This window comes from Erythrobacter sp. JB1-7 (assembly GCF_057365015.1).
The window spans coordinates 1,231,896-1,258,192 of the sequence record NZ_CP200291.1; the positions used below are offsets into that span (position 1 = coordinate 1,231,896).

The 26,297-nt window shown below is 58.1% G+C and carries 23 protein-coding genes; 8 read left to right on the forward strand and 15 right to left on the reverse strand.

Going from position 1 to position 26,297, the window contains the following annotated elements; translation table 11 throughout:
* Positions 1 to 160 precede the first annotated feature (160 nt).
* A complete protein-coding gene (locus AC0V6W_RS05935; RefSeq protein ID WP_486148115.1) occupies positions 161 to 2,815 on the forward strand; it encodes a M14 family metallopeptidase in 2,655 nt (884 codons plus the stop codon).
* A gap of 56 nt (positions 2,816 to 2,871) precedes the next feature.
* Entirely contained in the window at positions 2,872 to 3,177 is a 306-nt protein-coding gene (locus tag AC0V6W_RS05940; RefSeq protein WP_486148117.1) for a hypothetical protein, read from the forward strand.
* 42 nt (positions 3,178 to 3,219) lie between these two features.
* Here the strand turns inward: AC0V6W_RS05940 and AC0V6W_RS05945 are convergent, their stop codons facing one another.
* From AC0V6W_RS05945 to AC0V6W_RS05960, 4 genes are all read right to left on the reverse strand, one after another.
* The gene (locus tag AC0V6W_RS05945; protein ID WP_486148119.1) at positions 3,220 to 3,795 is read right to left on the reverse strand and encodes a VOC family protein; all 576 of its coding nucleotides are present in this window, start codon (positions 3,793 to 3,795) and stop codon (positions 3,220 to 3,222) included.
* A 125-nt stretch (positions 3,796 to 3,920) separates the two neighbouring features.
* Entirely contained in the window at positions 3,921 to 5,042 is a 1,122-nt protein-coding gene (gene hppD / locus AC0V6W_RS05950; protein ID WP_486148121.1) for a 4-hydroxyphenylpyruvate dioxygenase, read from the reverse strand.
* Positions 5,043 to 5,143: 101 nt separating this feature from the next.
* The gene (locus AC0V6W_RS05955) at positions 5,144 to 6,691 is read right to left on the reverse strand and encodes an acetyl-CoA acetyltransferase (protein ID WP_486148123.1); all 1,548 of its coding nucleotides are present in this window, start codon (positions 6,689 to 6,691) and stop codon (positions 5,144 to 5,146) included.
* The gene (locus AC0V6W_RS05960) at positions 6,684 to 7,952 is read right to left on the reverse strand and encodes an acetyl-CoA C-acetyltransferase (RefSeq protein ID WP_486148125.1); all 1,269 of its coding nucleotides are present in this window, start codon (positions 7,950 to 7,952) and stop codon (positions 6,684 to 6,686) included. The genes AC0V6W_RS05955 and AC0V6W_RS05960 overlap by 8 nt, the downstream gene beginning before the upstream one ends.
* Positions 7,953 to 8,061: 109 nt before the next feature.
* On the opposite strand from AC0V6W_RS05960, the gene AC0V6W_RS05965 reads away from it, so the two are divergent.
* A complete protein-coding gene (locus AC0V6W_RS05965) occupies positions 8,062 to 8,823 on the forward strand; it encodes a crotonase/enoyl-CoA hydratase family protein (RefSeq protein WP_486148127.1) in 762 nt (253 codons plus the stop codon).
* A gap of 142 nt (positions 8,824 to 8,965) precedes the next feature.
* Complete coding sequence (locus tag AC0V6W_RS05970; RefSeq protein WP_486148129.1) at positions 8,966 to 10,129, forward strand: acyl-CoA dehydrogenase family protein; 1,164 nt, start codon at positions 8,966 to 8,968, stop codon at positions 10,127 to 10,129.
* 104 nt (positions 10,130 to 10,233) lie between these two features.
* Here AC0V6W_RS05970 and AC0V6W_RS05975 read toward each other — a convergent pair whose 3' ends face one another.
* A complete protein-coding gene (locus tag AC0V6W_RS05975) occupies positions 10,234 to 12,804 on the reverse strand; it encodes a TonB-dependent receptor (RefSeq protein ID WP_486148131.1) in 2,571 nt (856 codons plus the stop codon).
* Positions 12,805 to 13,007: 203 nt separating this feature from the next.
* Positions 13,008 to 15,068, reverse strand: coding sequence for a TonB-dependent receptor (locus tag AC0V6W_RS05980; RefSeq protein WP_486148133.1), 2,061 nt, complete (start codon positions 15,066 to 15,068; stop codon positions 13,008 to 13,010).
* A gap of 123 nt (positions 15,069 to 15,191) precedes the next feature.
* Here AC0V6W_RS05980 and AC0V6W_RS05985 point away from each other — a divergent pair, with 123 nt between their 5' ends.
* A complete protein-coding gene (locus tag AC0V6W_RS05985; RefSeq protein WP_486148135.1) occupies positions 15,192 to 16,718 on the forward strand; it encodes a flavin-containing monooxygenase in 1,527 nt (508 codons plus the stop codon).
* Positions 16,719 to 16,791: 73 nt separating this feature from the next.
* Positions 16,792 to 17,553 (forward strand): competence/damage-inducible protein A, encoded by a 762-nt coding sequence (locus AC0V6W_RS05990; protein ID WP_486148137.1) that lies wholly within the window; start codon positions 16,792 to 16,794, stop codon positions 17,551 to 17,553.
* Positions 17,554 to 17,559: 6 nt separating this feature from the next.
* Here AC0V6W_RS05990 and AC0V6W_RS05995 read toward each other — a convergent pair whose 3' ends face one another.
* The 4 genes from AC0V6W_RS05995 to rplK all read right to left on the reverse strand — a co-directional run bounded on the left by AC0V6W_RS05995 (position 17,560) and on the right by rplK (position 20,199).
* The gene (locus AC0V6W_RS05995) at positions 17,560 to 17,883 is read right to left on the reverse strand and encodes a hypothetical protein (RefSeq protein ID WP_486148139.1); all 324 of its coding nucleotides are present in this window, start codon (positions 17,881 to 17,883) and stop codon (positions 17,560 to 17,562) included.
* Positions 17,884 to 18,023: 140 nt separating this feature from the next.
* Positions 18,024 to 18,890, reverse strand: coding sequence for a hypothetical protein (locus AC0V6W_RS06000; RefSeq protein WP_486148141.1), 867 nt, complete (start codon positions 18,888 to 18,890; stop codon positions 18,024 to 18,026).
* 183 nt (positions 18,891 to 19,073) lie between these two features.
* A complete protein-coding gene (gene rplA, locus AC0V6W_RS06005) occupies positions 19,074 to 19,763 on the reverse strand; it encodes a 50S ribosomal protein L1 (RefSeq protein WP_486148143.1) in 690 nt (229 codons plus the stop codon).
* Positions 19,764 to 19,767: 4 nt separating this feature from the next.
* Positions 19,768 to 20,199 carry a 50S ribosomal protein L11 gene (rplK, locus tag AC0V6W_RS06010; RefSeq protein WP_486148145.1) on the reverse strand — a complete coding sequence of 144 codons (432 nt, stop codon included), beginning with the start codon at positions 20,197 to 20,199 and terminating at the stop codon, positions 19,768 to 19,770.
* A gap of 345 nt (positions 20,200 to 20,544) precedes the next feature.
* Between rplK and AC0V6W_RS06015 the strand changes: the two genes are divergently transcribed.
* Positions 20,545 to 22,566, forward strand: coding sequence for a hypothetical protein (locus tag AC0V6W_RS06015; RefSeq protein WP_486148147.1), 2,022 nt, complete (start codon positions 20,545 to 20,547; stop codon positions 22,564 to 22,566).
* Here the strand turns inward: AC0V6W_RS06015 and AC0V6W_RS06020 are convergent.
* From AC0V6W_RS06020 to secE, 3 genes are all read right to left on the reverse strand, one after another.
* Positions 22,559 to 22,747 carry a hypothetical protein gene (locus AC0V6W_RS06020; protein ID WP_486148149.1) on the reverse strand — a complete coding sequence of 63 codons (189 nt, stop codon included), beginning with the start codon at positions 22,745 to 22,747 and terminating at the stop codon, positions 22,559 to 22,561. The two genes, AC0V6W_RS06015 and AC0V6W_RS06020, sit on opposite strands and share 8 nt — an antisense overlap.
* Before the next feature lie 34 nt (positions 22,748 to 22,781).
* On the reverse strand, positions 22,782 to 23,318 hold the full coding sequence (nusG, locus tag AC0V6W_RS06025) for a transcription termination/antitermination protein NusG (RefSeq protein ID WP_486148151.1): 537 nt from the start codon (positions 23,316 to 23,318) through the stop codon (positions 22,782 to 22,784).
* 61 nt (positions 23,319 to 23,379) lie between these two features.
* Positions 23,380 to 23,589, reverse strand: coding sequence for a preprotein translocase subunit SecE (secE, locus tag AC0V6W_RS06030; RefSeq protein ID WP_486148153.1), 210 nt, complete (start codon positions 23,587 to 23,589; stop codon positions 23,380 to 23,382).
* A gap of 663 nt (positions 23,590 to 24,252) precedes the next feature.
* Here secE and AC0V6W_RS06035 point away from each other — a divergent pair.
* A complete protein-coding gene (locus AC0V6W_RS06035) occupies positions 24,253 to 25,791 on the forward strand; it encodes an alanine/glycine:cation symporter family protein (protein WP_486148155.1) in 1,539 nt (512 codons plus the stop codon).
* Between the two features lie 94 nt (positions 25,792 to 25,885).
* Here the strand turns inward: AC0V6W_RS06035 and AC0V6W_RS06040 are convergent, their stop codons facing one another.
* Entirely contained in the window at positions 25,886 to 26,035 is a 150-nt protein-coding gene (locus tag AC0V6W_RS06040; RefSeq protein ID WP_486148157.1) for a hypothetical protein, read from the reverse strand.
* A 106-nt stretch (positions 26,036 to 26,141) separates the two neighbouring features.
* Complete coding sequence (locus AC0V6W_RS06045; RefSeq protein WP_486148159.1) at positions 26,142 to 26,291, reverse strand: hypothetical protein; 150 nt, start codon at positions 26,289 to 26,291, stop codon at positions 26,142 to 26,144.
* Positions 26,292 to 26,297: the final 6 nt, after the last annotated feature.

The window sequence follows — 26,297 nt, forward strand, 5'->3', positions numbered from 1 at the left end:
CGGCAATTATGTTGCAAATGTGCACCGCAATTGGTCAGATCTTGCCACTCTACCTGAGATATGTGCTCGGGTAGAAGGCAAAGGCCGCTTGACCCTGCACCGCCCTTGGCCGAATAGCTTCGGCGTATTTTGCGACAATTTATCAGGGGCATTGACCGATATGAGCGCACGCATCGCGGCCAGATTTGCAAAGACAATAACCGCAGGCATTGCGGCCTTGGGTCTGGGCCTTCTGGCCACTACCGCATCCGCCCAATCCTTTGCCGATGGCGAATTTGACGCTGCCATCCCGACGCTTGAAAGCGCGGTGGGCCATGAACCGGGCGCGCGGATCACTTCGCCTGAAGAAGCGCATGCCTATCTGCGCGCTCTGGTCGCTGCTGCGCCGGATCGCACGCGGCTGGTGGAATATGCGCGGACATGGCAGGGCCGTCCGCTGCATTACCTCGTCATCACCGCGCCTGAGAATATGGCGCGCATTGATGCGATCCAATCGGACCTTGCCACGATTGCAGCGGGCCGCGCAGGCAATGGCAGCGCGCTGCCCGTCACCTGGCTGGCCTATAGCGTGCATGGCAATGAAATCTCGGGCACTGATGCTGGGCTGATGATGGCCTATCACATGCTGGCGGCGCAAAATGATGCGCGCGTTACGCAAATCCTGCGCGATACCATTGTCGTTATTGATCCGCTGCAAAACCCCGATGGCCGCGCGCGGTTTGTCCATAATTTCCGCACCGCTTTGGGTCTCACCCCGCTGGGCGACAGGCAAACCGCAGAACATGACGAACCGTGGCCATCAGGGCGCGTCAATCATTACATGTTCGATCTCAACCGCGATTGGTTCACTTTAAGCCAGCCCGAAACGCGCGGCAAAGTTGCCGCCGTGCGCGCATGGAACCCGGTTGTGGTGAAAGACATCCACGAAATGGGCGGGGATGAAACCTATTTCTTCAGCCCCGCTGCAGACCCCATCAATCCCAATATCACCCCTGAACAATTGCGCGGATATGAGATTATCGGGCGCAACAATGCGCGGTACTTCGATGAAATGGGCCAGCCTTATTTCACCCGCGAGGTTTATGACCTGTTCTATCCCGGATATGGCGACACTTGGAACGCGCATCACGGCGCGATTGGCAGCACTTATGAGCAAGGCTCTTCGCGCGGGCTGCTGTTTGACCGCCGCAATGGCGAGACCCTGACTTATGCGACCACTGTGCGCAATCAGTTCATCGCGAGCCTTTCCACTGCCGAAGCGGTGGCTGAGAATGCGGATTATTTCCTCTCCAGCTTTGCATCCTACCGCGCGGGCAATGCCAATGGCGCAGCGGGCCGGGGCAGCTATGTTATCGATCTGTCGAAACGCCGCTGGAATGCAGAAAGTTTAGGCCGCAGATTGGCCGCCCAAGGCATCACCGTTTTGCGCCGCGATGGCCCTGTCAGCGTGTGCGGTACGCGCTACCCGGCAGGATATCTCGCCGTTCCCCAGGCCCAGCCCGCCGCGCGGCTTGTGCGCAGCCTGCTTGACACAAACACGCCATTGCCGCGCCAGTTCATTATCGAGCAGGAACAGCGCCGATCCGAGGATCAACCGCACGAACTCTACGATGTAACCGCATGGTCTGTTGGCCTGATGTCGGGCGTGGACGTGTCGCTGTGCACCGGCGCGGTGGGCGGTTCGGCCTTGGATGCCAGCGCCCCTATCGCTCCGATAACCGAGGGCAGCGGCAATTACGCCGTAGCTGTCCCGTGGACCGATAGCGGGCAGGCGCGCCTTGTCACACTCGCTTTGCGCGAAGGATTGGAAGCGCGCATTACCGATGAGGCTTTTACGCAGAACGGGCGGAAATTTGGGCGCGGCACAGTGGTCTTTCCGGCCGCAAGCAACACAGCCGAGGCCATGGCGCGGCTTGACGAACTGGCGCGCGAGATTGGCGCGCATACGGCCCGCATGCCATCGAGCTGGGTCGATGACGGCCCCAATCTGGGCAGCGAAGCGTTCGTCCGTTTGACGTTACCGCGCGTTGCGATGGCATGGGATGATGGCGTGTCGCAATTGAGCGCAGGATCGGCCCGCTATGTGCTGGAGCGGCGGATTGGCCTGCCCGTCTCCCCCATCCGCACAGACCGGTTCGCGCGTGCGGATTTGTCTGATTATGATGTGCTGGTCGTGCCCGATGGATCGCCTGCGGGGACGCTTGGACGCGGCGGCAGAAACACCATCGCGGATTTCGTCAAGCGCGGCGGCGTTCTGGTGACTTTGGGCAATTCGCTGCGCACCTTTGCAGGCGGCGATGATGCGCTGCTGTCTGTCACAAGGGAAGCAGCGTTGGGGCTGGAGGCGGCAAGCGGTGATGAAGCCAGCGCGCCTCTCGCCCAAGGACGCGAGTTTACCAGCGAGGAAGAATACCGCGCCGCCATTCAGGATGAAACCGCCCTGCCTGATAATCTGCCCGGCGCTTTGCTCAACACCGTGGCTGATCCCGACCATTATCTATCGGCAGGCTATGGCGATGGAGAAGGCGGACGCGCAGTGGTGAATGCCACCGGATCGCAGATTTACACCCCGCTTGACCGCGCGGATGGCGTGAATGTCCTACGCTATGCCGGGCCGCAGCAATTGCTCGCCAGCGGATATGTATGGGACGAAAACCGACGCCAGATGGCGTTTAAGCCCTATCTGATGGCGCAGCGTTCGGGCGACGGTTTGACAATTGCTTTCACCCAAGACCCCACCACGCGCGCTTATCTTGATGGGCTTGACCTGCTGCTGGCAAACGCCGTGCTGGTCGCGCCTTCACGGGAACGGTGATTGGTGCGGGAGCAGTGACGCCCGCGCGGCCTGCAGTTTGAACATGGCTAGCTCATATGAATGAAGCCCCGCAATTCGATCTTTTCCCTGGCGCCGAAGGGCATGCTTCTCCGCATGCATTGGCCGGCGCAGCGATCATAGGTCAGGTCTTTTTCGGAGTGATAGCTCTGGGATTGTTTTCGTGGGATTGGCCCAGACTTTCCCTTTTTCTGTTCTTCCTATGGTCCATCTATCTGTACCGACTGTGCTGGAAACGAGGAATTGGATCAGAAAGCGTTTTTTGGAAAATCTCGGTAGGCGCGTTCATGGCTTCGGTTTTTGCAGGGATCGCGCTTTGCTATTATTTTGTACTGCTCACTTGAACAGGCAGCAAGCGTCCGTCACCCTCATCCGGTGACAATTCACTAACCCGCCCCGTGCTCTTTGCGTGCAAGCTCGTGCAGCCAGTCTGCGTGACGCGGCGCTTTCTTCGTCTCGCTCCATTCATCCAGCATTGCAGGCGCGACGCGTTTTAGCTCGGCATATTGTTCAGCCGTGCCGATATCGGCGGCGAGTTCGACGCGGTGGCCATTGGGATCGAAGAAATAGATTGATTTGAAAATGCCGTGATGCGTAGGGCCAAGCACGTCGATGCCTTGCGCCTCAATGTGATCTTTTGCCGCCATCAAAGCCGCTTCGTCAGGCACTCGGAAAGCGAGGTGCTGCACCCATTGCGGCGTATTGGGATCGCTGCCCATTTCGGGCTGGTTAGGCAGCTCGAAAAACGCCAGAATATTGCCGCCGCCAGCATCCAGAAACACGTGCATATATGGGTCATATGCGCCGGTTGAGGGCACATGATCTTCAGCAAAGGCGGTGGTGTATTCCATGCCGAGCACGCGGTCATACCATTCGACCGTTTCTTTCGCGTCCTTGCAGCGGTACGCCGCGTGATGGACGCCGCCCAGTTTGACGGGGTGATTGGTAGTCGTTTTGGTCATCACTCTCTCCTCGTCATTGCGAGGAGCCGAAGGCGACGCGGCAATCCATGTTCGAATGGTTCATCAAGACGTTATGTCTGACGATGGATTGCTTCGCCTGCGGCTCGCAATGACGATACTATTGTCTAATCCGCCACGTCCAGCACGCCGCGCGCGACCTGATCGCGCTCGATGCTTTCAAACAGAGCTTTGAAATTGCCTTCGCCAAAGCCGTCTTTGTAATCGCCCACCCGCTGGATGAATTCAAAGAAGACAGGGCCGATGCGCGGTTCTGCAAAAATTTGGAGCAGCAGGCGCGGGCTGCCGCCTTCGGTGGTGCCATCAAGCAGAATGCCGCGCGTTTGCAAGGCAGCCTCATCCTGGCCGTGGCCCGGCAAGCGTTCGGACAGCATATCGTAATAGGTTTGCGGCGGCGCGGTCATAAACGGCACGCCATGCTTTTGTAGCCGGTCCCAGCAGGCGACCAGATCATCACAGATCAGCGCGATATGCTGAATGCCCTCGCCATTATATTCGCGCAGATATTCCTCGATCTGGCCTTTGCCGTTCTCGCCCTCTTCATTGAGCGGAATGCGGATTTTGCCATCGGGCGCGGTCAGCGCTTTGGAGGTGAGGCCGGTATATTCGCCTTTGATATCGAAATAACGGATTTCCTGAAAGTTGAAGAGTTTCTCATAAAATTGCGCCCAATAGGCCATGCGCCCGCCATAGACATTGTGCGTCAGGTGGTCGATTAATTGGAAACCGCAGCCTTCGGGATGTTTGTCCGCGCCAGGCAGATATTCAAAGTCGATGTCATAGATGGAAAGCCCCTCACCCGCTGCATCGGGATAGCGGTCAACGAGGTAAAGGATCGCGCCGCCAATGCCTCTGATCGCGGGGATGCGCAGTTCCATTGGGCCGGGTTCATTGGCGACAGGCTCTGCGCCCTGCTCCATCAAATGATCGTAAGCTTTGGCTGCATCGCGCACGCGGAACGCCATGCCGCATGCTGACGGGCCGTGTTCGCGGGCGAAAAACCACGCCGCGCTTTTGGGTTCGTAATTGGCGATGAGATTGATGCCGCCCTGCCGCCACAGATGCACATCTTTCGACCGGTGCTTGGCCACAAGCGCAAAGCCCATCGCCTCGAACACAGGTTCCAGCATGCCTTTTTCAGGCGCGCAAAATTCGACGAATTCAAAGCCATCAAGGCCAGCGGGGTTTTCAAACAGATCGCCGGGATGGATCGGGGCTTGGACAGTCATGAGGGGAACCTTCGCGCAAAATTATATGGTTTCAATTGAAACTATATAGGCAGAGTGTGAATATATGTCAAAGGTCTCCCCCGCTCCGCTCAGGATGTATCTTATGAACCAACCCTGCCCAGATTGAGCCCTTTGTCCGTCCTGCTGATACTCAGCCGGACGCCGAATGGTTCCCCGCTTTCAAAGGCCGAACGCGTTGGTTCATCGCTGAGATCGGCATTGCCGACAACCCGCTCGCCGCTGTCATTGCGCCCGATCCAAATGGCGACCGCGCCATTTTTGCCCTTGTTGATCGTATAACTTTCAACGGTGGCTGCAGCGAATGCTTCGGCAGAGGGAGCCACCGCATCATCCGCCATTGGCAGCGTTTCATACCGGTCATTGGCCGACCAATCGGCGGGCTGGACCGAATAGATGCCGGTCGCATATTTGCTCATCCAGCCGCCATTGGCCCCGGTAAGAGCGAAGGAGCCGGGCTTACCGCGCGCGCGCTGGATCGCTTCGCAAATAGCGTGGGCGGAGTAATTGTTTCCGGCCCCGCCAAAGAACGGCAATCCGCCTGTGAGCGTAAGGCCCCGCGGATCATCAGCGGCAAGACCGAAATGGTCGCATTGATTGAAAACGGGAATGGCAAAACAGGAATAGAAATCGAGGAAGGCCATGTCAGCCATCCCTTTGCCTGCGCGGGCAAGTGCCGCCTCAACGCTCGCAATCGAGGCTGGATTGGCGGCCAGATCGCTCCGCTGTGACAGCATCAGTTCGGTGGCTGAGGTGACCGCGTGAATATGCACCCACTTGCTCTGCGGCACGCCCAATTCGCGCGCTTTGCCTGCGCTGGCGATGATGATGCTGGCCGCCTGGTTCACCTGGTCGCGCGCAACGGTCATGCGCGGATAGGGTTCAGCCACAATCCGGTTGCGCTGCGTAATGGTGGCGAGTTCTTCGGCGCTGCGTTCAACGGGCGCGGCGGCATGGGGATTGGCGGCAGCGATCTTCGTAAACGGCGTAAACAATTCGCCAATATCGCGGCGATATTCATCAAGCGATTTGCCAAGCTTTGCCCGGCGCGCATTTTCGGCAATCGCATAAAGCGGGATCGCCCCGCCTGCCCCATGGGCGAACAATGCCGGTTCGGTCATTCCATCAAGGCCAAAGCCCTGATCTTCAAATTCGCCGCCAATCTCTTCGGACCAATCAGGCACCTCGCCTTTGGCCGATAGAGCAAGCACCGTCGAAATCGCCTCGGCCCCGGTGATCACCGCGCATTCGCATTTGCCATCGGCAATATCGCGCGCAAATTCGCCAACCAGTTTCTGGTTGGTTTGGCCGCCTGTTGTCGTCAGGATTTGGCGGGCAGGATTGGCCCCCACGCGTTTGGCGATAGCGCCCGGCACATTGTCCGGCGCCCCAAAAGGCGGATCGCGATCAGGCCGCGACATCTCAAACGCGCGGATCGCAGCGAGCGTATCGATCGCGCCCGCCACAGACCCCGCCGCCCCGCTATCGGCAATCGCAGCGCTAAGCGACCGCCCGGCAAGGTCCATGTAAGACAAAGCCTCATAGCCGGGCTGATCGGTGCGTTCGGAATATTGCCCGACGCCAATGATGACAGGCGTATTGTCCGCAATGTGTGCTTGCAGATCAGTCAACGAAGCCGTCCACCCGCTCCACTATGATCGCAGGCGCCATGCCGCCTGCAGCGCACATCGTCACAAGCCCTGTTTTGAGGTCGCGGCGTTCCAGCTCGTCCAGCACAGTGCCGATCAGGATCGAACCTGTTGCCCCAATGGGATGGCCCAAGGCGATCGAGCCGCCATTGACATTGACCTTATCCCAATCAAGGCCAAGATCGCGCACGAATTTCGCTGCCACCACGGCAAACGCTTCGTTGATTTCGAACAGGTCGATATCCTCAAGGCTCATCCCGGCGCGTTCCAGCACCTTTTTGGCCGCGGGCACAGGCGCGTTCAGCATCAGCGTGGGATCATCGCCCATATTGGCGGTTTGCACGATCCGTGCGCGCGGTTTCAGCCCGTGCTTTTCAGCATATTCTTTCGAGCACACCAACACCGCTGCTGCGCCATCGACAACGCCGGATGAATTGCCGGCATGGTGGAAATGCTGGATGTCGAGATCGGGATATTTCTGGTTGATTAGCCCCCGGAATGTTGTCCCGTTTTTATCAAGCGGCACATCGGCAATTTTGGTGAAAGCAGGCTCCAGCCCGGCCAATGTTTCCATTGTCGTTTGCGGGCGCGGATATTCCTCCCGGTCGAGCAGGACAGTACCATCATCCGCCGTCACGGGAACGACCGACTTGTCAAAGCGGCCTTCGGAGATCGCCTCTGCTGCGCGCTGCTGCGAGCGGAAACCAACCTCGTCCAACTCCTCGCGGGTGAACCCTTCCATTGTGGCAATCGCATCGCCGCAAATGCCCTGATGCGATTGCGGGTGAACGCTTTGCAAACGTTCGTTATAGCTGCCCATCATTGGCGGCTTGATCCCGGCCTGCATTTTCTCTTTCGACATCGCGGCCGTCAGGCTCATCATTTCGGTGCCGCCTGCAACGATGCAATCTTCCATGCCGCTCATCACTTGGGCAGCGGCAAGGTTTACAGACGTGATCCCGCCCCCGCAAAAGCGATCCAAAGTCGTCCCGCTTGAGGTAATGTCATAGCCCGCATCCAGCGCCGCCATCCGGCCCAGATCGCCCGACTGCATGCCGTCTTGCGTGGAAACGGACCAGATCACATCATCAACGGTCGAGGTATCAAGGCCATTGCGCTGCGCAATCGCTTTCAGCACGGTTGCGGCCAAATGCTGCGGATGCTCTTCGGCCAGCGCGCCTTTGCCCTGTTTGCCAATTCCGCGCGGTGTGCGCACCGCATCAATGATGTAAGCTTCGCCCATAATATCTTCTTCCCATTTATCTTATCGAAATTGCTGTTGACGTTTTCGTAAACCGCCTGCACTTCTTTCACAAGAATAGGTTTCTAATAAAAATGGGAGTGAAAACCTGATGAGCGAGGAAGTTCTGACGCAAGTCGATGACGGGGTTTTGATCGTAACGATCAACCGGCCCGAAGCCAAAAACGCGATGACCAAAGCGGCAGCCGAAGGCATTGCCGCAGCGATGGACCGCCTCGATGCTGAAGATGATCTGCGCGTCGGCATTCTGACGGGCGCTGGCGGAACATTCTGCTCCGGCATGGACTTGAAAGGCTTCCTTCGCGGGGAAAGCCCCAGCGTTGAGGGACGCGGATTTGGCGGAGTTGTCCAGGCACCACCTGCAAAGCCGTTGATTGCAGCGGTCGAAGGTTATGCGCTGGCGGGAGGGCTTGAGCTGATGATTGCCTGCGATCTGGTGGTTGCAAATTCCGGCGCGAAATTCGGCATCCCAGAAGCCAAGCGCGGGCTTGTCGCTGCCGCTGGCGGCGTGATGATGCTGCCTGACCAGATCCCCGAACGCATTGCCATGGAACTGGCGCTGACGGGCGACTTTATCGATGCGGCGCGTGCCTATGAGCTGGGCCTTATCAACACGGTCACAGATGGTTCGGCCCTTGATGGCGCGAAAGCGCTGGCCGCGAAAATCGCAGCCAATGGCCCGCTTGCGGTCAAGGTTTCAAAGCAGGTGATGAAGGAATCGCGCAGCTGGGCGATGGAAGATCGCTATGCCAACCAGGGTAAGCTGATCGCGCCCGTATTCGTATCCGAAGACGCCCGCGAAGGCGCCGCTGCCTTTGCTGAAAAGCGCGCTCCGAATTGGAAGGGCAAATAAGATAGATATGGTTTGGTGCGCGCCGGCGGCGCGCGCCAGGCCACCGCGCCCTCCGCCCTTCCACCCGGATTATCGCATCGGGGCACGATCCGGGTGGAAGGGCGGAGGGCGCGGGTGGCTGCGGCTTCAAGGAGAGAAACAAATGCCCGTAATCGACGTTCCCCAGCCCGCTTTTATGGAAGACGAGGAAATCGCGATCTTCGCCGATGCGGTTGGCAAATTCTACCAGCAGCATGCGCCTGAAAAACGTGTCGAAAAATGGCGCGAGGAGGGCCAGGTTGAACGCGAGTTTTGGAATGAAGCGGGTGTAGCTGGCCTGCTCGGCGCATCCGTTCCCGAAGAATATGGCGGCCATGGCGGGGATTTCCGGCATGAAATGGTAGTGATTGATCAGCAATCAAAACACGAAGTGGATGGCTTTGCCGCCAGTCTGCACAACACCATTATCCTGCCCTATCTCGTGCGCCACGGCACCGAGGAGCAAAAGAAGAAATACCTTCCCAGGCTTGTGACAGGAGAGCTCGTCAGCGCAATCGCAATGACCGAGCCGGGCGTGGGATCAGACCTGCAATCCATCACCACGACCGCGCTGAAAGACGGCAATGGCTACCGGATCAATGGCGCAAAAACCTATATTTCCAACGGTCAGACCGCGGACTTTATCGTAGTGGTCGCCAAAACTGACCCGAATGAGCGGGCCAAGGGCATATCTTTGATGCTGCTGGAAACGGACGGGGCAGACGGATTTCAGCGCGGCAAAAAACTCGACAAGATCGGCATGGATGCAGCCGACACATCGGAGCTGTTTTTCGAAGACGTGTTTGTGCCTGCTGAAAATGTGCTTGGCGGGGTGGAAGGCAAAGGGTTCTATCAGCTGATGGGCGAATTGCCGCAGGAACGCCTCGTCATCGCGATGGGCGCTGCCAATGGTATTGAGAAGGCCCTGGAGACCACGGTCGAATACGTCAAATCGCGCAAAGCGTTTGGCCAAACAATCTGGGACTTTCAAAACACGCAATTTGTGCTTGCTGATCTGAAAGCGCGCGGCACGGCTGCGCGGGTTTTTGTGAATGATTGCATCGCAAAACTGCTCAAAGGCGAGCTTGATGTCGCAACCGCCAGCATGGCGAAATATTGGGTGACAGAGCTGCAAGGCGAAGTCGTCGACAAATGCCTGCAATTGCATGGCGGCGCGGGCTATATCAACGAATACCCCATCGCCAAAATGTACCGCGACAGCCGCATCACGCGGATCTTTGGCGGGTCAAACGAAGTGATGAAAATGCTGATCGCGCGCAGCATGTAGCGCTGCATTTACAAACGAGGACGCAAAAAGGGGCGGCCCACTTTTAGAGTGTGCCGCCCCTTCCTGTAGCCCTCTCCCAAAGGCCACATAACTTGGTCTCAAACTTAGAACTGAGTGCGGACCGTCACACCGTAAGTGCGCGGCTCCAGCACGAAGCTGGACCGGGCGTTGATCGCGCCCACTCCGCGAAGCACGTTGTTAAACGTAACGCCGCGTGTCACCACATCGGTCGCGTTGAGAACGAATGCCTCAATCGCCCACGCATCATCAGCAGCGCTGATACCTGCGCGCAGGTTCACTTTCACATTGGCGTCTTGAATATCGCCAACGATCAAGGGCGCTGCTGCAGCCGCGGCCCGTATCTCGGCCTCGCTTGCACCGGCTGCCACTGTGGGCGGCACAATCGCCTGTGTCGAAGTGCGCTCATCCGAAACCATACGGCCTTGTGCCGAGAAGAAGAAGTCGATGTTATCGGTCAGCTCATTCTCGTACAAAACGCCGGCAATCGCAGTGAGATTGGCAGCATTGGTCAGATCATTCCCGCACAGCGAGATAACCGTCACATTGACCAGATCGCCATTGCAATCGTCCGGATAGCGCGAATCGAGGATTGTCGTCGCGAGATTGAAAGTCCAGTTTTCGTTTGGACGAATGGTGCTTTCAATCTCAAGGCCGGTTGAAATCGCCTCAGGCACATTGAACGATTGGAACGCTGCGCCGGTGAATTCGAGAACCTGGAAGTTCGTGAATTCCTGATGGAAAGCCGCGACATTCAAAGTCACCGCATCATCCAGGAACCGCGACTTGAACCCAATTTCATAGGCGTCAACTTCTTCAGATTCGAAAGTCGGATCCGCGCCGAACACACCAGCAGTCGTATCAAGGTTGATCCCGCCCGATTTATAACCGTGCGTGAAGCTGGCATATACATTGGCAGCAGGGCTGAATTCATAGCCCAGCTTGACCGTATAGATCAGCTCTTCATCGTTGAAAGTGTCCTGGAATGTTTGCGGCAAAGGCAGAACAGCCGATGCCGGAGTGTCTGCCGGAGCCGTGAAGCCAAAACAGCCCGTCAGAATGCCCAGCGTATTGAGCGGGCCAAGATCAAACGCGCCGCCAGTTAGCCCTGCAACAAAAGCCGGGCACACCGCATTGGTGTTTTCGAGCTGCTCAAACCCGCCGGATTTGCTTTCATCCGACCAGCGCGCGCCGAGAGTGAATTCAAGCCCGTCCGCGATCTCAAAACTGTTATGCGTAAAGATTGACCAGCTCTCTGCGCTTTGCGTGAACCGGTTGAGGCTGCTGGAACCTGCCGGATCAAGACCGCCCGTCAGCGCTGAAAGCGGGTTGGCGCCAAGCGTTCCCAATGTCGCGCCGCCAGAAAGACCAGCGAACAAGAAACCCGTCAGCTCGCCAAAATCTTCGCCCAGTGTGAAGCGGTTGTTTGCCTCGATCTGCTCGTCCGAATAATAACCGCCGATCATGTAATTCAATCGGCCGCCCAAAGCTTCGCCCTGAAAACGCAGTTCCGCCGTGAATGTTTCGATCTGGGTGTCCAAAGTGACGTTCAGAACGTCGATCGCAGAAAACGAGGAATCGTAATCTTCAACAGCGCTGTATTCGCGGTATGAACCGATGAAGATAATATCAGCGCTATCGCCAATGGGATGCTCAAGCTCTGCGACGACCCCGTAATTTTCGACATCTGCAACAGGGATCCTGTTCAGCGCGACAGTGCGGTCCTGCGCAGCGTTCTTGAACCCTCTTTGATCAAACGGCGATGTGGCGAAATTCGCCGTTGGTTGGCCGCCAGTTGCGGGAAGTCCCACTGCTGCAAAGAAGGGACTGAGCGGGGTTTCAAAAACCTGTACCGCTGCACCAGCGCTGGACTGGTTGTTCGAATAATCAGCAATGATCCGGCCTCTGAACCCTGAATCGGTTTCCCAACCAAGCTGACCGCGCAGCAAATAGCGATCAATATCGTTGGTATCGCCGATCTCATTGCCTGCCGCATCAACAACCGTCAGCGAGCCGTCTCTTTGACGATAAGCCCCGGTAACCCGCAAAGCGAGAGTATCCTGAACAATCGGAACGTTCACCGCGCCTTGAACACCGATTTCGTCAAACCGGCCATAGGTTGCGTTTGCAAATCCGCCGAACTCGCCCAAATCCGGCCGTTTGTTGGTGATGTTGAGCGCGCCAGCTGAGGTGTTGCGGCCAAAAAGCGTGCCTTGCGGACCGCGCAAGACTTCGACCCGTTCGATATCGACAAACTCGCCAAGAGCAACGCCGGGACGCGATTGGTAAGCGCCATCGACGAAAATACCGACGGCTGATTCAAAGCCGATATTGTTGGAAGTGGTACCGACACCGCGAATACGCAGCACAACCGATCCAGCCGCAGTCTGAGCAGTGGTGCTTGAAAAGCTGGGAGCCACGGCTGTAACATCGCGAATTTCATTGATGCCTTGCCGCTCCAACTGAGCGGGGCCAACGGCGGTCACAGCCAGCGGAATATCCTGAACATCCTGAGCGCGCCGCGTTGCCGTCACGATAATGACATTGTCATCCGCTTCGGGGGCTTCGGCTCCATCTGTGTCTTGTGCAAAAGCAGGCGCTGTAAAAGTAGTGCAAGCCAGGAGGCCAGCAGCATAGGCTGCAACCTTACGTGTCATATTTTTCTCCCCATCGAGCGCGGCCTTGGTTGGCGCGCTTCATGATGGGCGGAGACTATCAGCGGTTTTGCCTCCCACAAGGGCGGTTGGGCGCTTTTGCGCGATTGTAGCAAAAATGCAACATGTTACGCTGCAGTGCAGCAAAGCTATAAGCGCGCGGCCTTAAGGCTAAGTTTGTTGCGCGCGCCGCACATCGTTTGACATCAATATCCCACTCTTACGCCCAGCCAAAGCGTTCTGGGCACACCCAGATCAATCGCTCCGCCCGCATTGCGCGTGATGATATCTTCATCGAACAGGTTCTCCCCGCGGACAACCACGCTGATCGTTTTCGTCACGGGGGCCTGTGCAAACAAGTCAAGCGTCGTTGCAGGGGCCAGACGGTCGGTTTCTTGATCGTCTTCAAATTGCGCAGAAACATGCCGCAAAGTGCCTGCGATGCGCCAACCTGCCGCTGGCTGCCACGCCAATGTCGCAGATGCTGCGAGCTTAGGCGTTTGCGGCGGGCGATTGCCATCCAGAGCTGCCGCCGCGCCCTCGCCTGCGATCTGTGCATCAGTATAGGCCAGCGAGGCATCCACGCTGACAGTGCCAATGTCTGTGCCAAATTCTGCCGCAATCGCGCCTTCTATCCCTTGCGCGTCAATCGCGGGAAGGTTGCGCCGCTGGCGCAGATTGGGCGCGATGGTGACATTGGCAATCGCGTTTTCAACCCGGTTGTCAAACGCAGTAAGCGACACGCGCACATCGCGGCTCGCTCGCCAATCGGCGCCCAGTTCGAACCCTTCAAGCCGCTCGTTTTCAAGCGCGGCATTGGCCTGGGTTACCACCGGGAACACGACAAAGGGGCGGTACAGTTCATTCAAAGTCGGCAGGCGCAGCCCGGTATAGGCAGAGCCGCGCAATTCCAGCGTGCGCGAGGCGTAAAACAATGCGCCCGCACGCCAGCTGACGGCCCAATCAGACCGGTCCTGCGCAAGCGTTTCGCTCACCACAGCGCCGCCTGCATCGACCGCGCGGAAAAAGCCATCAGCAATGCTGGTGCGATCCGCGCGCAATCCGCCTGTCAGCAGCAGCGGGCCGATTTGCCAGTCATCCTCGATGAACAGGCCCAAATTGGTGTTCGTCCCGCCCGCACGCCGCCGTTCGCGCAAAGCGCCTGTGAACGCGCTGAACGCCTCTTCCTGCAATTCGCCATCTGCGCGGCGATAATCAAGACCCAGGCGCAAAGTGTGCGCTTCGTCGATGGGCGGGCGCACTTCCAGCTTACCGCCCAGCCCGGTGGAAGGCGTATTGCGTTGATCCAGCACGCGAGTGAACCGCGACGAGCTGATCACGACATTGGAAAAATTGCGCGCTTGCACATAAGCCAGCGCGTCATACTCCCAGGCCCCGCGCCCGATCACGCGCACACTTGCATCCTGCCCCTGATGCGATGAATTGGCTCCACCAAAACGCAGAGTGCGATTGTCATCAAATACGCTGAAGCGGGCTTGCAATTCAGTGCTGGAGGAAAGCGGTGCGACAGCGCGCAATCCGACCTGCCAATTGTCAAACGCCGCGCGCGCGCTGGCGGGCACGCGCTGATCGTCTGGCGCGGTGAAAAATCCGCGCCCCCGGTCCCACCGTCCGCTGACAACAGCAAATCCGCTGCCTAAATTTTGGGCAATGCTGGCAGACGCTTCTGTCTCTGCCCGATTGTTAATCAGCTCGCTGCCAGAAACAGGGCCAAGCGTGGCCGGACCAGCGCTTTCCAGCTCAATCGTGCCTGCCAATGCGCCAGCACCAAATGGCCCCGCCCCGCCCCCGCGCGTCACGCGAATTTGCGCAAGGCTCTCCGGCGCAATCGCGCTTAAAGGGATAAAGCCGAAAAACGGATCGGCCACAGGCACCCCATCGAGCAGCACCAAAGCCCGGCTGGTGGCATTGCCGCCAAGGGCGCGCAATGTCACACCTTGGGCGGAGGGATTGGCCGAGCGGCTGTCTGACCGGCGAAACTGCTGAAACCCTGCAACATTGCGCAGTGTGTCCTCGATCCGGCCTGACCCGGACGCGATAATCGCCTCGCGCTCAATCGTGGTAACGGCATAGGCACCGATGGATGGCGCGGGGTCTAACCCTTCGCCCAGCACAACGATTTCGCCGTCCCATACATTTTCTTCATCAGGTTCGGGCGAACCATCCTGAGCCATGGCAGGCGCGCACAGCCCCATCAGTGATGCGGAAAAGAATAGTGACGGGGCAAAACGCGTAAAATGCAACATGGCGCGCCGCCTAGGGCACGCCGCTGCCAAAGTCAGTTGCAAAATGCCATCAAGACTCGCTTTTCTTCAAGGTGTGTGGTTACATCCGCATCAAGGCGATACGCCAACCAAAATGAGGATCCGATGCCGCAAGCAGCTTTTAACCACAGCCAACCCGATCTGGACGTGCTGATCGTCGGCGCAGGGATTTCGGGCATCGGCATGGCCGCGCATATGAAAATGAAAGCGCCCGGCCACAGTTTTGGCATTGTTGAACGCCGCGAAAAGCTGGGCGGCACGTGGGATTTGTTCCGCTATCCCGGCATTCGCTCTGACAGCGACATGCACACATTGGGGTTTGATTTTGAACCCTGGCGGCATGAAAAAAGCATCGCGGATGCGCCTGCCATTCTCGATTATCTAAACCAGATTGTCGATGAACGCGGCATTCGTGAACACATCCAGTTTGGCCAAAAAGTCATCAGCGCCGATTTCCATCAAGAAGACGCGCGCTGGTATGTCGAAATTGAACAAGGCGACGGCTCACGCAGTCAGATCACCGCCAATTTCGTCTATCTCGGCGCTGGCTATTACGATTACGATGAGCCCCATGATGCAGGTTTCGATTTGTCCGCATTCGAAGGCGAAGTGTGGCACCCGCAATTCTGGCCGAGCGATCCTGACTATGCCGGCAAACGGATTGTGGTGATCGGATCAGGCGCAACCGCGGTGACGATCGTTCCATCAATGGCGGATCAGGCAGAGCATATCACCATGCTCCAACGCACGCCGACATGGATGGTATCGCGCCCGGCAAAGGATTGGTTTGCCAATTCGCTGCGCAAAGTCATGCCCGAAGGATTGGCCTATAAGATCACCCGCGCGCGCAATATCTGGATGCAGGATTTCACGTACAAAATCGCGCGCAACAAACCGGAAAAGGTCATCAAGAACCTGACCAAGGGCCTCGAAAAGGCCATGGGCAAGGATTACGACAAGCAGGCCTTTACCCCGCCCTATAATCCGTGGGAGCAGCGCCTTTGCCTGGTGCCGGATGCCGATATGTTTGAAGCGATCAATTCAGGCAAAGCAAGCATCGCCACCGGCCATATCGAAGCGTTCGAAAAAGACGGTATCCGCCTGAAATCGGGCGAGTTTATCAAAGCGGACGTGATTGTGACGGCAACGGGGCTGAAACTCGCGGTCGCTGGCAAGATCGCTTTCAGCGTGGACGGCAAACCTGTCGATTTTGCAGAGCACTATTATTACAAAGGCTGCATGTTCTCCAACCTGCCCAACCTTGCGGTGGTGTTCGGATACCTCAATGCCAGCTGGACTTTGCGCGCGGATATCAATGCCGATTATATCTGCCGTGTGCTCAATACGATGCGCGAGAGGGGCAGCGATCTGGCCACGCCTGTGATGACCCCGGAAACAGAAGCAAGCCTTCAAGAAGAGGACATTTATGAAATCTTCTCCAGCGGCTATCTCCAGCGGGCCAAATCGATCAATCCCAAAAGTAGCACCAGCTTTCCCTGGTGGCTGAATCAGGAATATGTGCTGGATCGCAAGCAGATGCGTGATGATCCGGTTGATGATGGGCTGCTCGTATTTGGAAGCTCGGCCAATGCAGCTGGCGGCGCAAATGCGCAATTGGAAGCGGCGGAGTAACCGCGCAGGTTTACGCCAAGGGGCTGCACTTAAGGGCTGGCCCGCCGCGCCTGTTTCGCCTAATCCTGCGCGCATGAATTCTCCCACTAAGATTTGGACCGCTGGCCTCATCGTGATTGGCGATGAGATCCTGTCTGGCCGCACACACGACAAGAACATCGCGCAGGTCGCAAGCTGGCTTCAGGTGCAGGGCATCCGCCTCGCTGAAGTTCGCGTGGTCCCTGATATAGAAGACCGGATCGTGGAAGCAGTGGACGCTCTTCGCGCGGCCAATGATTACCTGTTCACCACCGGCGGCATTGGCCCCACCCATGATGACATCACTGTCGATGCCGTCGCCAAAGCGCTGGGCGTGCCGGTTGTCATCCACGATGACGCGCGCACGCTGCTTGAACGATATTACGCCGATAAGGGCGGCCTTAACGAAGGGCGTTTGCGCATGGCGCGCGTGCCCGAAGGCGCTGATCTTATTCCCAATCGCATGTCAGGTGCGCCCGGCATCCGGCGCGGCAATGTCATTTTAATGGCGGGCGTTCCGCATATTGCCGCAGGCATGCTGGATGCGCTTACGGGTCAGCTGGAAGGCGGCGCGCCGCTGCTTACTGAAACCATTGGAAGCTGGGTCGCCGAAAGCGAGATCGCGGGCCTGCTGCGCGAAGTGGAACAGGCGCATGATGACTGCCAGATCGGCTCTTATCCCTTCTTTCGCGAAGGCCGTGTCGGAGCCAATTTCGTCATCCGCTCCACCGATGCTGATATCCTGAAAAGCGCAGCCGACAGCCTGTCAGACGGTCTTGCCACCCATGGGTACGATTTTACCCCCGGCGGTATCTGAGCGCGCTCAGTTCTCTCCCGATAGCTCTTTCGCGCGCGCACGGCGGCGGTTTTCGCTGCGTTTGCGAAAGCGTTCAACCAATGCCTTTCGGGTGGAGCCGGGTTCATGATCGGCAAGCCACAGCCGCACTCGCATCCAGACAATCGGAAACGCAATCACTCCCAACACCGCGCCAGCAGCTATGCCGAAATCACGGTCATATGATGCAATCAAGGCAAAGGCGACCAGCACAACACCAAGCACCAGCCATTTGGGGGCAATCATATCATCTCCATCAAGTGAAGCTTCGCTCAAAGGATTTGCGCGAAAGCGTAATGAGACAGCAGACATGATGTTTTCCATTTCCAATTCAAGCGTCTAATCGCCCTCATGCATGCTGTGCATCGGGGCTTACCTGCTGTTCGTCGGAATGTCGGGCGTGGTTACAGCCGGTTTCGTTTGGTCGGCTTTTTTGCGCAGCGCGGGTTGGATCAACCGCAGCGGCGAAAGGCGGAACCAGAGCCATCGCTGAACTTCACGATCAGCCTGTCCCTCGTCAGGCTTTCAACCGTCAGCATCCTTGCCTTGGGATTGCGTACGGGCCTTGTGCTGCCTGCATCGCCCAAAGTGTAAGTCTCTCTCACCACTACCGCGATGCGGTTACCCACCAGCCGCCAGTCGCCGTTTTCTTCATAAGAGGCGTAGTCACCGCCCGGCTTTAACGCGAGGACGAAATCGGTGGCGCATTTGTCGCCCGCTTCTGCCCAGATGCCCGTGAGGTTTTCCGCTGTCACAGGCAGCGCGCTTGCAGACCCTTCCGCGCCGCTTCCTCCTCCCTCACCTTCGGCAAGCGGGCGGCTGACCAGCTCTTTGCCATTCCAGCTCCATTCCCAGCGGCACACATGCGCAAATTTGCACGATCCGCCCTGCGTCGCGGTGCGCAATCTGCCATCAACAACGCTTGGCGCGATTTCGGAGTGATTGAGAACCGCTTTGGGCCAGCCTCTTTTGCCAGCAGCCCCGTGCCGGTATTGCGAGGAAAGATAGATATCGATGCTGCAATTGTGCATCCCGCAATGGCCGGCGCCAAGGGTCATCAGTGCGCTCGATGATCGGCATGTCACTTGCCGCCAATCAAACAGCACATCACCGCGCCCATCTCCATCCAGATCAGCGCGCGTGATCGCTGTGGGCGACAGGGTAACAGCCGCGCCGCATGCCTTTCGCGCTTTGGCCTCAAGCTGGGATATTGTGATTGGCGGCGCTTTGGCGGCGTCACGTGCCATGGCAGGGCCGGGAGCAAGGCTGGCTGAAAAGCACATGCCCAGTGTCACCGCAATTGCTGCCCAAAAACGCATTACCCGTCTCCCCTGACTGCCCGCCGCATAGTGTGCCCCCGTGCGACTTACCCGCGCATGAATAGCCAGCAGGCCAAAGCAAAAAGGGCCGGAAGCCTAAACGCCTCCGGCCCCATATTGTTTTCGGTCCTTCAGGAACGCCAAGGGAGCAGATGGCCCCGCCGGCGCTTGAAGCGCAAAAGCTTACGCGCCTTCGACCTCTGCCATATCGATTTTAAGGCCGGGGCCCATGGTCGATGTGAGCGAGATTTTCTTCACATATTTGCCTTTCGCGCCCGAAGGCTTGGCTTTCACAATCGCCTGGGTCAGCGCTTCGAAGTTTGCTTTCAAAGCCGCATCGTCAAACGACAGCTTGCCGATGCCGGAATGGATGATGCCCATTTTCTCAACGCGAAACTCGACCTGACCGCCTTTGGCGTCTTTCACGGCTTGTTCGACATTGGGAGTGACTGTGCCAAGCTTGGGGTTCGGCATCAGGCCTTTGGGGCCAAGCACTTTACCAAGACGGCCCACAACGCCCATCATGTCAGGAGTTGCGATCACGCGGTCATAATCGAGATTGCCGGCCTGCATGTCTTCCATCAGGTCTTCTGCGCCAACCTTGTCAGCACCCGCGGCAGCGGCTTTTTCTGCATTGTCGCCTTTGGCGAACACGGCGACTTTCACGTCTTTACCTGTGCCCGATGGCAGCGAGATCATGCCGCGCACCATTTGGTCTGCGTGGCGCGGGTCCACACCGAGGTTCATCGACAGTTCGACGGTTTCGTCAAACTTCGCCTTGTGCGTCCGCAGCGTCTTGATCGCTTCGTCAACGGTGTAGAGCTTGTCATTGTCGAGCTCTGCGAGAGTCTTTTGCTTTTTGGTCATTTTCATCGGATCAGCCTCCCACCACTTCGAGGCCCATCGAACGGCATGACCCTTCGATGATTTTCATGGCCGCATCGATATCGTTTGCGTTGAGATCTTTCATCTTCGCTTCGGCGATTTCCTTGACCTGGCTCTGCTTGATTGAGCCTGCCACGACTTTACCCGGCTCTGACGAACCTGATTTCAGCTTCGCCGCTTTCTTGATCATATAGCTGGCGGGCGGGCTTTTATAGGTGAACGTGAACGAACGGTCCGCATAGACGGTGATCGTTGTCGGGATAGGGGCGTTCTTTTCAAGATCCTGCGTGGCAGCGTTGAACGCTTTGCAGAATTCCATGATGTTAACGCCGCGCTGACCCAGTGCCGGGCCGATTGGCGGCGATGGGTTTGCTGTGCCAGCGGGCACTTGCAGCTTGATATAGCCTTCGATTTTCTTGGCCACTATGGGCCTCCTTTCGCACTGTTCCCTGAAGCATTGCCGCGGCAGGGTCATGTTAAGCGGTTCAGCGGCAAGCCTGCTGGCCTGCCTCCCGCACGGGTTTCCCCGCTGCAACAGCGAAGAGCGGCGCACATAGCGTGTTTGGGCGCAGGTGCAAGGGGAATGTGCCGTGCAGGGGGGCGCGCATCCTCACGAGCGCCCGATGGAAGGCCCCCCTTCAATCTGCGCGAAACCCTGCAAGGGCCGTGCGAAACGCGATTTTACACCGCCGCGCCCGCGATCCTTACCGAGCGTTTACCTTGTTTCCCTTATAGCGCAGCAAACCGAGCCTTAAGGGTGCGCTGATTGATGATGACCGACCCATGCCTTTCCCGCCTGCGCGCTCTTGCGCCTGCGTGGCTGCGTGCGTGGGGTATTGCTGTGTGCGCCGCCCTGGCGATATTGCTCATCGCCGCGCCGCTTCGCGCAGAAACGCCGGGCAAAGATGGCGATGTGACCATTGCTGGCACTCAGATCGTCAATGAATATGCCAGTCTTTCCGGCACCGCATCAGCAGGTGCGCCGTCGATCAATGTGGCGGGACTGGCCGCCAATCTGCCTTCGCTTGAAGCGGGCGATCTTATCATGCTGTATCAGGCGCAAGGGGCCAGCATCAATGCCGCCGATACGGCCGCTTATGGCGCGGTAACCTCGCTGGGATCGGCGGGCAGGTATGAATTTCACACGGTCAAATCGGTCGCGGGCAACACGATAATCCTCCACGATTATGGCGGGGCGTGTACGGGCCTTGAATACTCTTACAGCGCCGCAGGCAAAGCGCAGGTGATCCGCGTGCCGCAATACCGCAATCTCACCGTATCAGGCAGCGTCGTCCCGCGCCCATGGGACGGCACAACGGGCGGGGTTGTCGCGATGACCGTTGCTGACACTTTGACCGTTACAGGCTCAATCGACGCCTCTGCGCGCGGATTTCGCGGCGGCGGAATTGACAACCTGACCACGCCCACAGGCTCCAGCTTTATGGGCTATCGCAGCAACATCGCCAATAACGGCGCGGAAAAAGGCGAAGGGATCGCTGGATACCGCACCGAGCTTCCTGGCGGAAACTTCTACGGGCGCGGAGCCCCTGCCAATGGCGGCGGCGGCGGCAACAGCCACAATGCAGGCGGCGGTGGCGGCTCAAATGGAGACAATGGCAATGGCTGGGCCGGACAGGGTGTGCCCGATAATTCCGATCCCAGTTGGGCGCAGGCATGGAACATTGATGGCACGCTGACAGCGAGCACTTCGGATGCAGGCGGCGGGCGCGGCGGTTACACCTATGCGCGCGATGGAAATGCCCTGACGACTCCTCCGGGTGATCCGTCATGGGGCAATGATTTCCGCCGCGAATTGGGCGGACTTGGCGGGCGCCCGATGACCTATGATCCCACAGGCAGGCTGTTTTTTGGCGGCGGCGGCGGCGCTGGCGATGGCAATAACAATGCAGCCGGCGCAGGCGGCAATGGCGGCGGGTTGATCTTTATATCCGCAGGCACTGTGACAGGCGGCGGCACTATCCGTTCCGATGGCAGCGACGGCGAAGATACCAGTCCGCGCCACAATGATGGCCCCGGAGGCGGCGGCGCGGGCGGCACCATTGTCGTGCAATCGGGCAGCGGCGTCAGCGCATCTTTGCTCGCAGACGGGGGCGATGGCGGCAATCAGCTTATCACCAACAACGAAAACGAAGGGCCCGGCGGCGGCGGCGGCGGCGGTGTGATCGCCGCCAGCGGCGGGGTTAGCGTGACATTTGCACGCGGCGGGACAAATGGCGTGACTTCGGCTTCGTCCATGACTGAATTCCCGCCCAATGGCGCAACGCAAGGCGCGCTTGGCCAGCCATCCGCATCTGCGCCCAGCTTGGCTGCCACGCCGTTTTGCCGCGCGCCGGATGCCCCTGTCACCGTGTCCAAAATCAGCGCATCAACCGCGACCAGCGGCGATGATGTGTTTCGCATCCCCGGAGCCGATCAGACCTACACAATCGGTTTTGCCAATCCGGGCGCGGCGATTGACAACAATTCGATCATCATCACCGATGTTCTGCCCACCGATGTCGAATTGTGGACCGGAGCGTTCAGCGGGACGGAGCCTTTGCCGATTGAGTTTATCGATGGAACAGGCGCTGCGGCAACGGGGCTTTCGTGTTGCTCAGCGGCGCAGATCGAATATTCGCAATTCGCGACCGGCATGGATTTTAGCTATGTGCCCAATGGCGCCTATGATCCTGCGGTGCTGCGAGTGCGAGTGAGGCCAGGTGGCGGCGTTGCCGAAGGGTATGACGACACCAAAACCTTCGAGATTCTGCTGCGCGCGCGGATCAAGTGATCCGCTGCAATTCATGAGCGGGCGTCTTCATCCCCTTGGTACGGCTGGTGAGATGGAATTTCCCGCACAGCTCACAGGTATAGGCGCGCAGTTTGAACGGCGCTTTGCCCGCCGCCAGTTCAGCCGCCTCGCGCGTGGCGAAACGTTTTTTGCGATTGCAGATGCCGGGCCGGGTTTTCATCAGGGACGGGTTTTCACTCGGCCCGCATCCCCGCTTACTTGACCAGTTCGACCTGTTCAAAATCAAGCTCAACCGGGGTGGCCCGGCCAAAGATCGACACGCTGACTTTGACTTTCGCTTTGTCGAAATCGAGCTCTTCGACCACGCCGTTGAAGCTGGCAAACGGACCGTCCAAAACTTTGACCTGATCGCCGATTTCGTAATCGACCGTGATGTCCTGCTTGGGCGCGGCTTTCGCTTCCTCGACACCGCCAAAATAGCGCGCGGCTTCTTTTTCGCTGATCGGTTGCGGCTTGTTGTTATTGCCCAGAAATCCGGTGACTTTGGGCGTGTTTTTCACAAGGTGATAGACATCGTCGTTCATCCGCAATTTCGCCAGCACATAGCCGGGCATGAATTTGCGTTCGACCTGAACCTTTTTGCCGCGCTTGATTTCGGTGACGGTTTCCACCGGCACTTCAACCTCTTCAACGCCTTCGGACAGGCCAAGCCGCTCCGCTTCGGAAAGAATGGCTTCTTTCACTTTGTTTTCGAAGCCCGAATAAGCGTGGATGATGTACCAGCGAGCCATGTTAAGTCCTTGAAATACGTTTTGATATTATGTGTTTGATGAGGTTGCCGGGATCTGCCGATCAGGCCAGCGTCAACAGCGTTTTGACAACAAAGTTGAACAGGCTGTCGACGCCCAGAAAGAACAGCGACAAGATCACCATCAGGATGAACACGAAAATCGCGGTGCGCACCGTCTCTTCGCGCGTGGGCCACACGACTTTGCGCGTTTCAGAGCGCACTTCGTTGACGAATTGCGGAACGCTCGTCTTGGTTTTCTTCTCTTCGGCCATGGGCGCCGCCTTTGTCCTGTCAGTCTGTCGTGCTCACCGGCAGCAAAGCCTGTTTGCTGCCAACACCACCAAAGTCTTCGAGGTAGGGTCCATCGCCGCCGGGGACAAGATCGCCGGGTGGCTTTAAACGCTACCAATGTCGGAATTGAGCGCCGTAATATGGCGCGCAGTGCCGGAAAGCAAGATGTGTTTTGCGGGCGTTAGCGTTTGAGTTCGCTTCGCGCGTTTTTGTTTAGTGTTCGCTTCGGCTCACGAGCCGGGGCGTTCTTGTTTCTGTTCGCTATTGCTCACGCCAGACCACCCCGAGTTTTTGTTGGGTGCGCCCTTGGCATCCGCCAAGGGCTTGCCGGGCCGCCCCACCTCCCCGCCCGTCCACCAAGGGTTCCATAGGATATGGTGGACGGGCGGGGAGGTGGGGTGGCCCGGTCGTGAGCGATAGCGAACACTAAACAAAAAAACGTCCGGCGTGAGCGTAAGCGAACACAAGCAAGAACACCGACCCAACAAAAATGTAACACCGCCCTTCGCGTCACGCGCTGCGCAGATTGAGGGCTGGTCAAGCGCCGCGACCCGCTTTAGCGTGCAGCGCTTTCAAACATACCGCGCCTTAGACGCGGTTTGCTAAGCACTTTAGGGTCAGCATTTTTCAGGGGACTTCAAACAATGGCAGCCAATCCAGCGGAGGCGATGAGCCTGATTGACCGCGTGACCAATATCTCGGACTTTATCTGGGGCGGCACGTGGAACGGGGAAGCTCTGCCATGGCTATCAATTGGCGGCCAACCGATCCCGCCCATGGTCCTGATCCTTTTGGGCATTGGCCTTTACATGATGGCCGGCCTCAAATTCTATCCGCTGCGCCAATTGGGCGGCGCCTTTGCCGGCCTGTTCAAAAGCCGCAAAGGTGATGGCGACGGGGAAATCTCTCCTTTTGCCGCGCTTTCCACCGCGCTTTCGGGGCAAGTGGGCACAGGCAATCTTGCAGGGGTTGCCACGGCCATCGCTCTGGGCGGTCCGGGTGCGATTTTCTGGATGTGGATCACCGCGCTGATCGGCATGGCGCTCGCCTTTGCCGAAGGGTCGCTGGCGATCCGCTACCGCGAAAAAACCTCCGATGGCACCTATCGCGGCGGCCCGATGAGCTACATCATGCTGGGCCTTGGCCCCAAATGGACATGGCTTGCCATCCTGTTTTGCATCGGCACTTTGTTCTCCGCATTGGTGACCGGCAATTCGATCCAGGCCAATGCGGTCGCCGATGGCCTGAACGAATTGTTCGGCATTGAAGAAGCCGTGGGCGGCGCAATCGTTGCTGTGGCAGTGTTCGTCGTGATTATCGGCGGGATCAAATCCATCGGACGCGTCGCAGAAAGCGTCATTCCGTTTATGGCTGCCGCCTATATTGTGATGGCGATAACCGCGTTGCTGCTGAATTTTCAGGACATTCCTGCAACATTCGGCCTGATCTTCCACGGCGCTTTTAACTTTAAATCGGCCACTGGCGGGTTCCTTGGCGCAGCGATCATGCTGGCCATCCGCGCAGGGGTGGCGCGCGGGCTGTTCTCTAACGAAAGCGGTCAGGGTTCCACCCCGATCGCTCACGCTGTGGCGCAGACCAATGATCCAGAACAGCAAGGCCGCATGGCGATGCTCGGATGTTTCATCGACACCATCGTCATCTGCACCATGACAGCTTTGGTGATCCTGACCGTTCAGGGCGATTTCACCGGCGGCGGCCAGGCGGTCGCGCATGCGTGGAATTCGGACCTGGAAGGGTTCGCCATGACCAGCGGCGCCTTTGCCGCGGCATTCCCGGTTGAGATCGCCAGCATTCCGCTGGGCACTTTAATCGCATCTGTCGCGCTGATCGTCTTTGTGTTCACCACGCTGCTTACGTGGAGCTATTATGGTGAGCGCGCGATCACGTTCATCTATGACCGGGTGCCCGGATCAACCCGCGGCGGTGAGAAAATCCTGCACATCATCTGGCGCGTGCTGTGGTGCGTGGTGATTTACCTGGGATCAACGCTCGATCTGACACTGGTTTGGCGTCTGGGCGATATCTCCAACGCGGCAATGGCGCTGCCGAACCTTGTCGCACTCGTCCTGCTGTCGGGCGTGGTGTTCAAGCTGGCGCAGGGCGACAAGAAAGCGGGCAAGGATTTCCGCGCTGACACTCCGGAGGAGCCGCTCGAATATTAACCCGCTCCTTTGAGCAGCAGGCACAAAAAACGCCGGGGCCTTTCGCAGGCTCCGGCGTTTTTCGTCGGGGGTGACTGTAAAATTTGAGTGGTGGTCAGCTCCGGCCAAACCAGCGTTCGAGCAAGCCTGGCTCTGCCATCGGGCGCACGCGGCCATGCTTGAGGCGGCGGATGGTGGCATCGGTGTGCGGGCGCGGCTGATTCCAGCGGTCTGGCGCCGATGATCGGATCGTGGCCGATGTCATAGCGTTGATTCCTTTGCGTTTTAGCGTTTAATCACTTGCTAGGTACAAATACGCTGGCGAAATTTGGTTCCGAAAAAAGTGCCGCCAAAGCGTTTCCTGTCCGCGATCAGTTGCGGCGAAACAGGCGCTCCAAAAAGGTCGGCTGATACATGGATTGCACTTTGCCATAAGCGCGCAGGCGCAGTGCAGGATCAACCGGCGGGCGCGGGCTGTTCCAGGTGTGCGGGCGCGAAGAACGAATGGTTGCTTGTGTCATGTGCAA

What these genes read in the sequence shown, in the direction of transcription:
- AC0V6W_RS05935 (WP_486148115.1), top strand. Translation starts at nt 161, where the DNA reads ATGAGCGCACGCATCGCGGCCAGATTTGCAAAGACAATAACCGCAGGC.
- AC0V6W_RS05940 (WP_486148117.1), top strand. Translation starts at nt 2,872, where the DNA reads ATGAATGAAGCCCCGCAATTCGATCTTTTCCCTGGCGCCGAAGGGCAT.
- AC0V6W_RS05945 (WP_486148119.1), bottom strand. Translation starts at nt 3,795, where the DNA reads ATGACCAAAACGACTACCAATCACCCCGTCAAACTGGGCGGCGTCCAT.
- hppD (WP_486148121.1), bottom strand. Translation starts at nt 5,042, where the DNA reads ATGACTGTCCAAGCCCCGATCCATCCCGGCGATCTGTTTGAAAACCCC.
- AC0V6W_RS05960 (WP_486148125.1), bottom strand. Translation starts at nt 7,952, where the DNA reads ATGGGCGAAGCTTACATCATTGATGCGGTGCGCACACCGCGCGGAATT.
- AC0V6W_RS05965 (WP_486148127.1), top strand. Translation starts at nt 8,062, where the DNA reads ATGAGCGAGGAAGTTCTGACGCAAGTCGATGACGGGGTTTTGATCGTA.
- AC0V6W_RS05970 (WP_486148129.1), top strand. Translation starts at nt 8,966, where the DNA reads ATGCCCGTAATCGACGTTCCCCAGCCCGCTTTTATGGAAGACGAGGAA.
- AC0V6W_RS05975 (WP_486148131.1), bottom strand. Translation starts at nt 12,804, where the DNA reads ATGACACGTAAGGTTGCAGCCTATGCTGCTGGCCTCCTGGCTTGCACT.
- AC0V6W_RS05980 (WP_486148133.1), bottom strand. Translation starts at nt 15,068, where the DNA reads ATGTTGCATTTTACGCGTTTTGCCCCGTCACTATTCTTTTCCGCATCA.
- AC0V6W_RS05985 (WP_486148135.1), top strand. Translation starts at nt 15,192, where the DNA reads ATGCCGCAAGCAGCTTTTAACCACAGCCAACCCGATCTGGACGTGCTG.
- AC0V6W_RS05990 (WP_486148137.1), top strand. Translation starts at nt 16,792, where the DNA reads ATGAATTCTCCCACTAAGATTTGGACCGCTGGCCTCATCGTGATTGGC.
- AC0V6W_RS05995 (WP_486148139.1), bottom strand. Translation starts at nt 17,883, where the DNA reads ATGTCTGCTGTCTCATTACGCTTTCGCGCAAATCCTTTGAGCGAAGCT.
- AC0V6W_RS06000 (WP_486148141.1), bottom strand. Translation starts at nt 18,890, where the DNA reads ATGCGTTTTTGGGCAGCAATTGCGGTGACACTGGGCATGTGCTTTTCA.
- rplA (WP_486148143.1), bottom strand. Translation starts at nt 19,763, where the DNA reads ATGAAAATGACCAAAAAGCAAAAGACTCTCGCAGAGCTCGACAATGAC.
- AC0V6W_RS06015 (WP_486148147.1), top strand. Translation starts at nt 20,545, where the DNA reads ATGATGACCGACCCATGCCTTTCCCGCCTGCGCGCTCTTGCGCCTGCG.
- AC0V6W_RS06020 (WP_486148149.1), bottom strand. Translation starts at nt 22,747, where the DNA reads ATGAAAACCCGGCCCGGCATCTGCAATCGCAAAAAACGTTTCGCCACG.
- nusG (WP_486148151.1), bottom strand. Translation starts at nt 23,318, where the DNA reads ATGGCTCGCTGGTACATCATCCACGCTTATTCGGGCTTCGAAAACAAA.
- secE (WP_486148153.1), bottom strand. Translation starts at nt 23,589, where the DNA reads ATGGCCGAAGAGAAGAAAACCAAGACGAGCGTTCCGCAATTCGTCAAC.
- AC0V6W_RS06035 (WP_486148155.1), top strand. Translation starts at nt 24,253, where the DNA reads ATGGCAGCCAATCCAGCGGAGGCGATGAGCCTGATTGACCGCGTGACC.
- AC0V6W_RS06040 (WP_486148157.1), bottom strand. Translation starts at nt 26,035, where the DNA reads ATGACATCGGCCACGATCCGATCATCGGCGCCAGACCGCTGGAATCAG.
- AC0V6W_RS06045 (WP_486148159.1), bottom strand. Translation starts at nt 26,291, where the DNA reads ATGACACAAGCAACCATTCGTTCTTCGCGCCCGCACACCTGGAACAGC.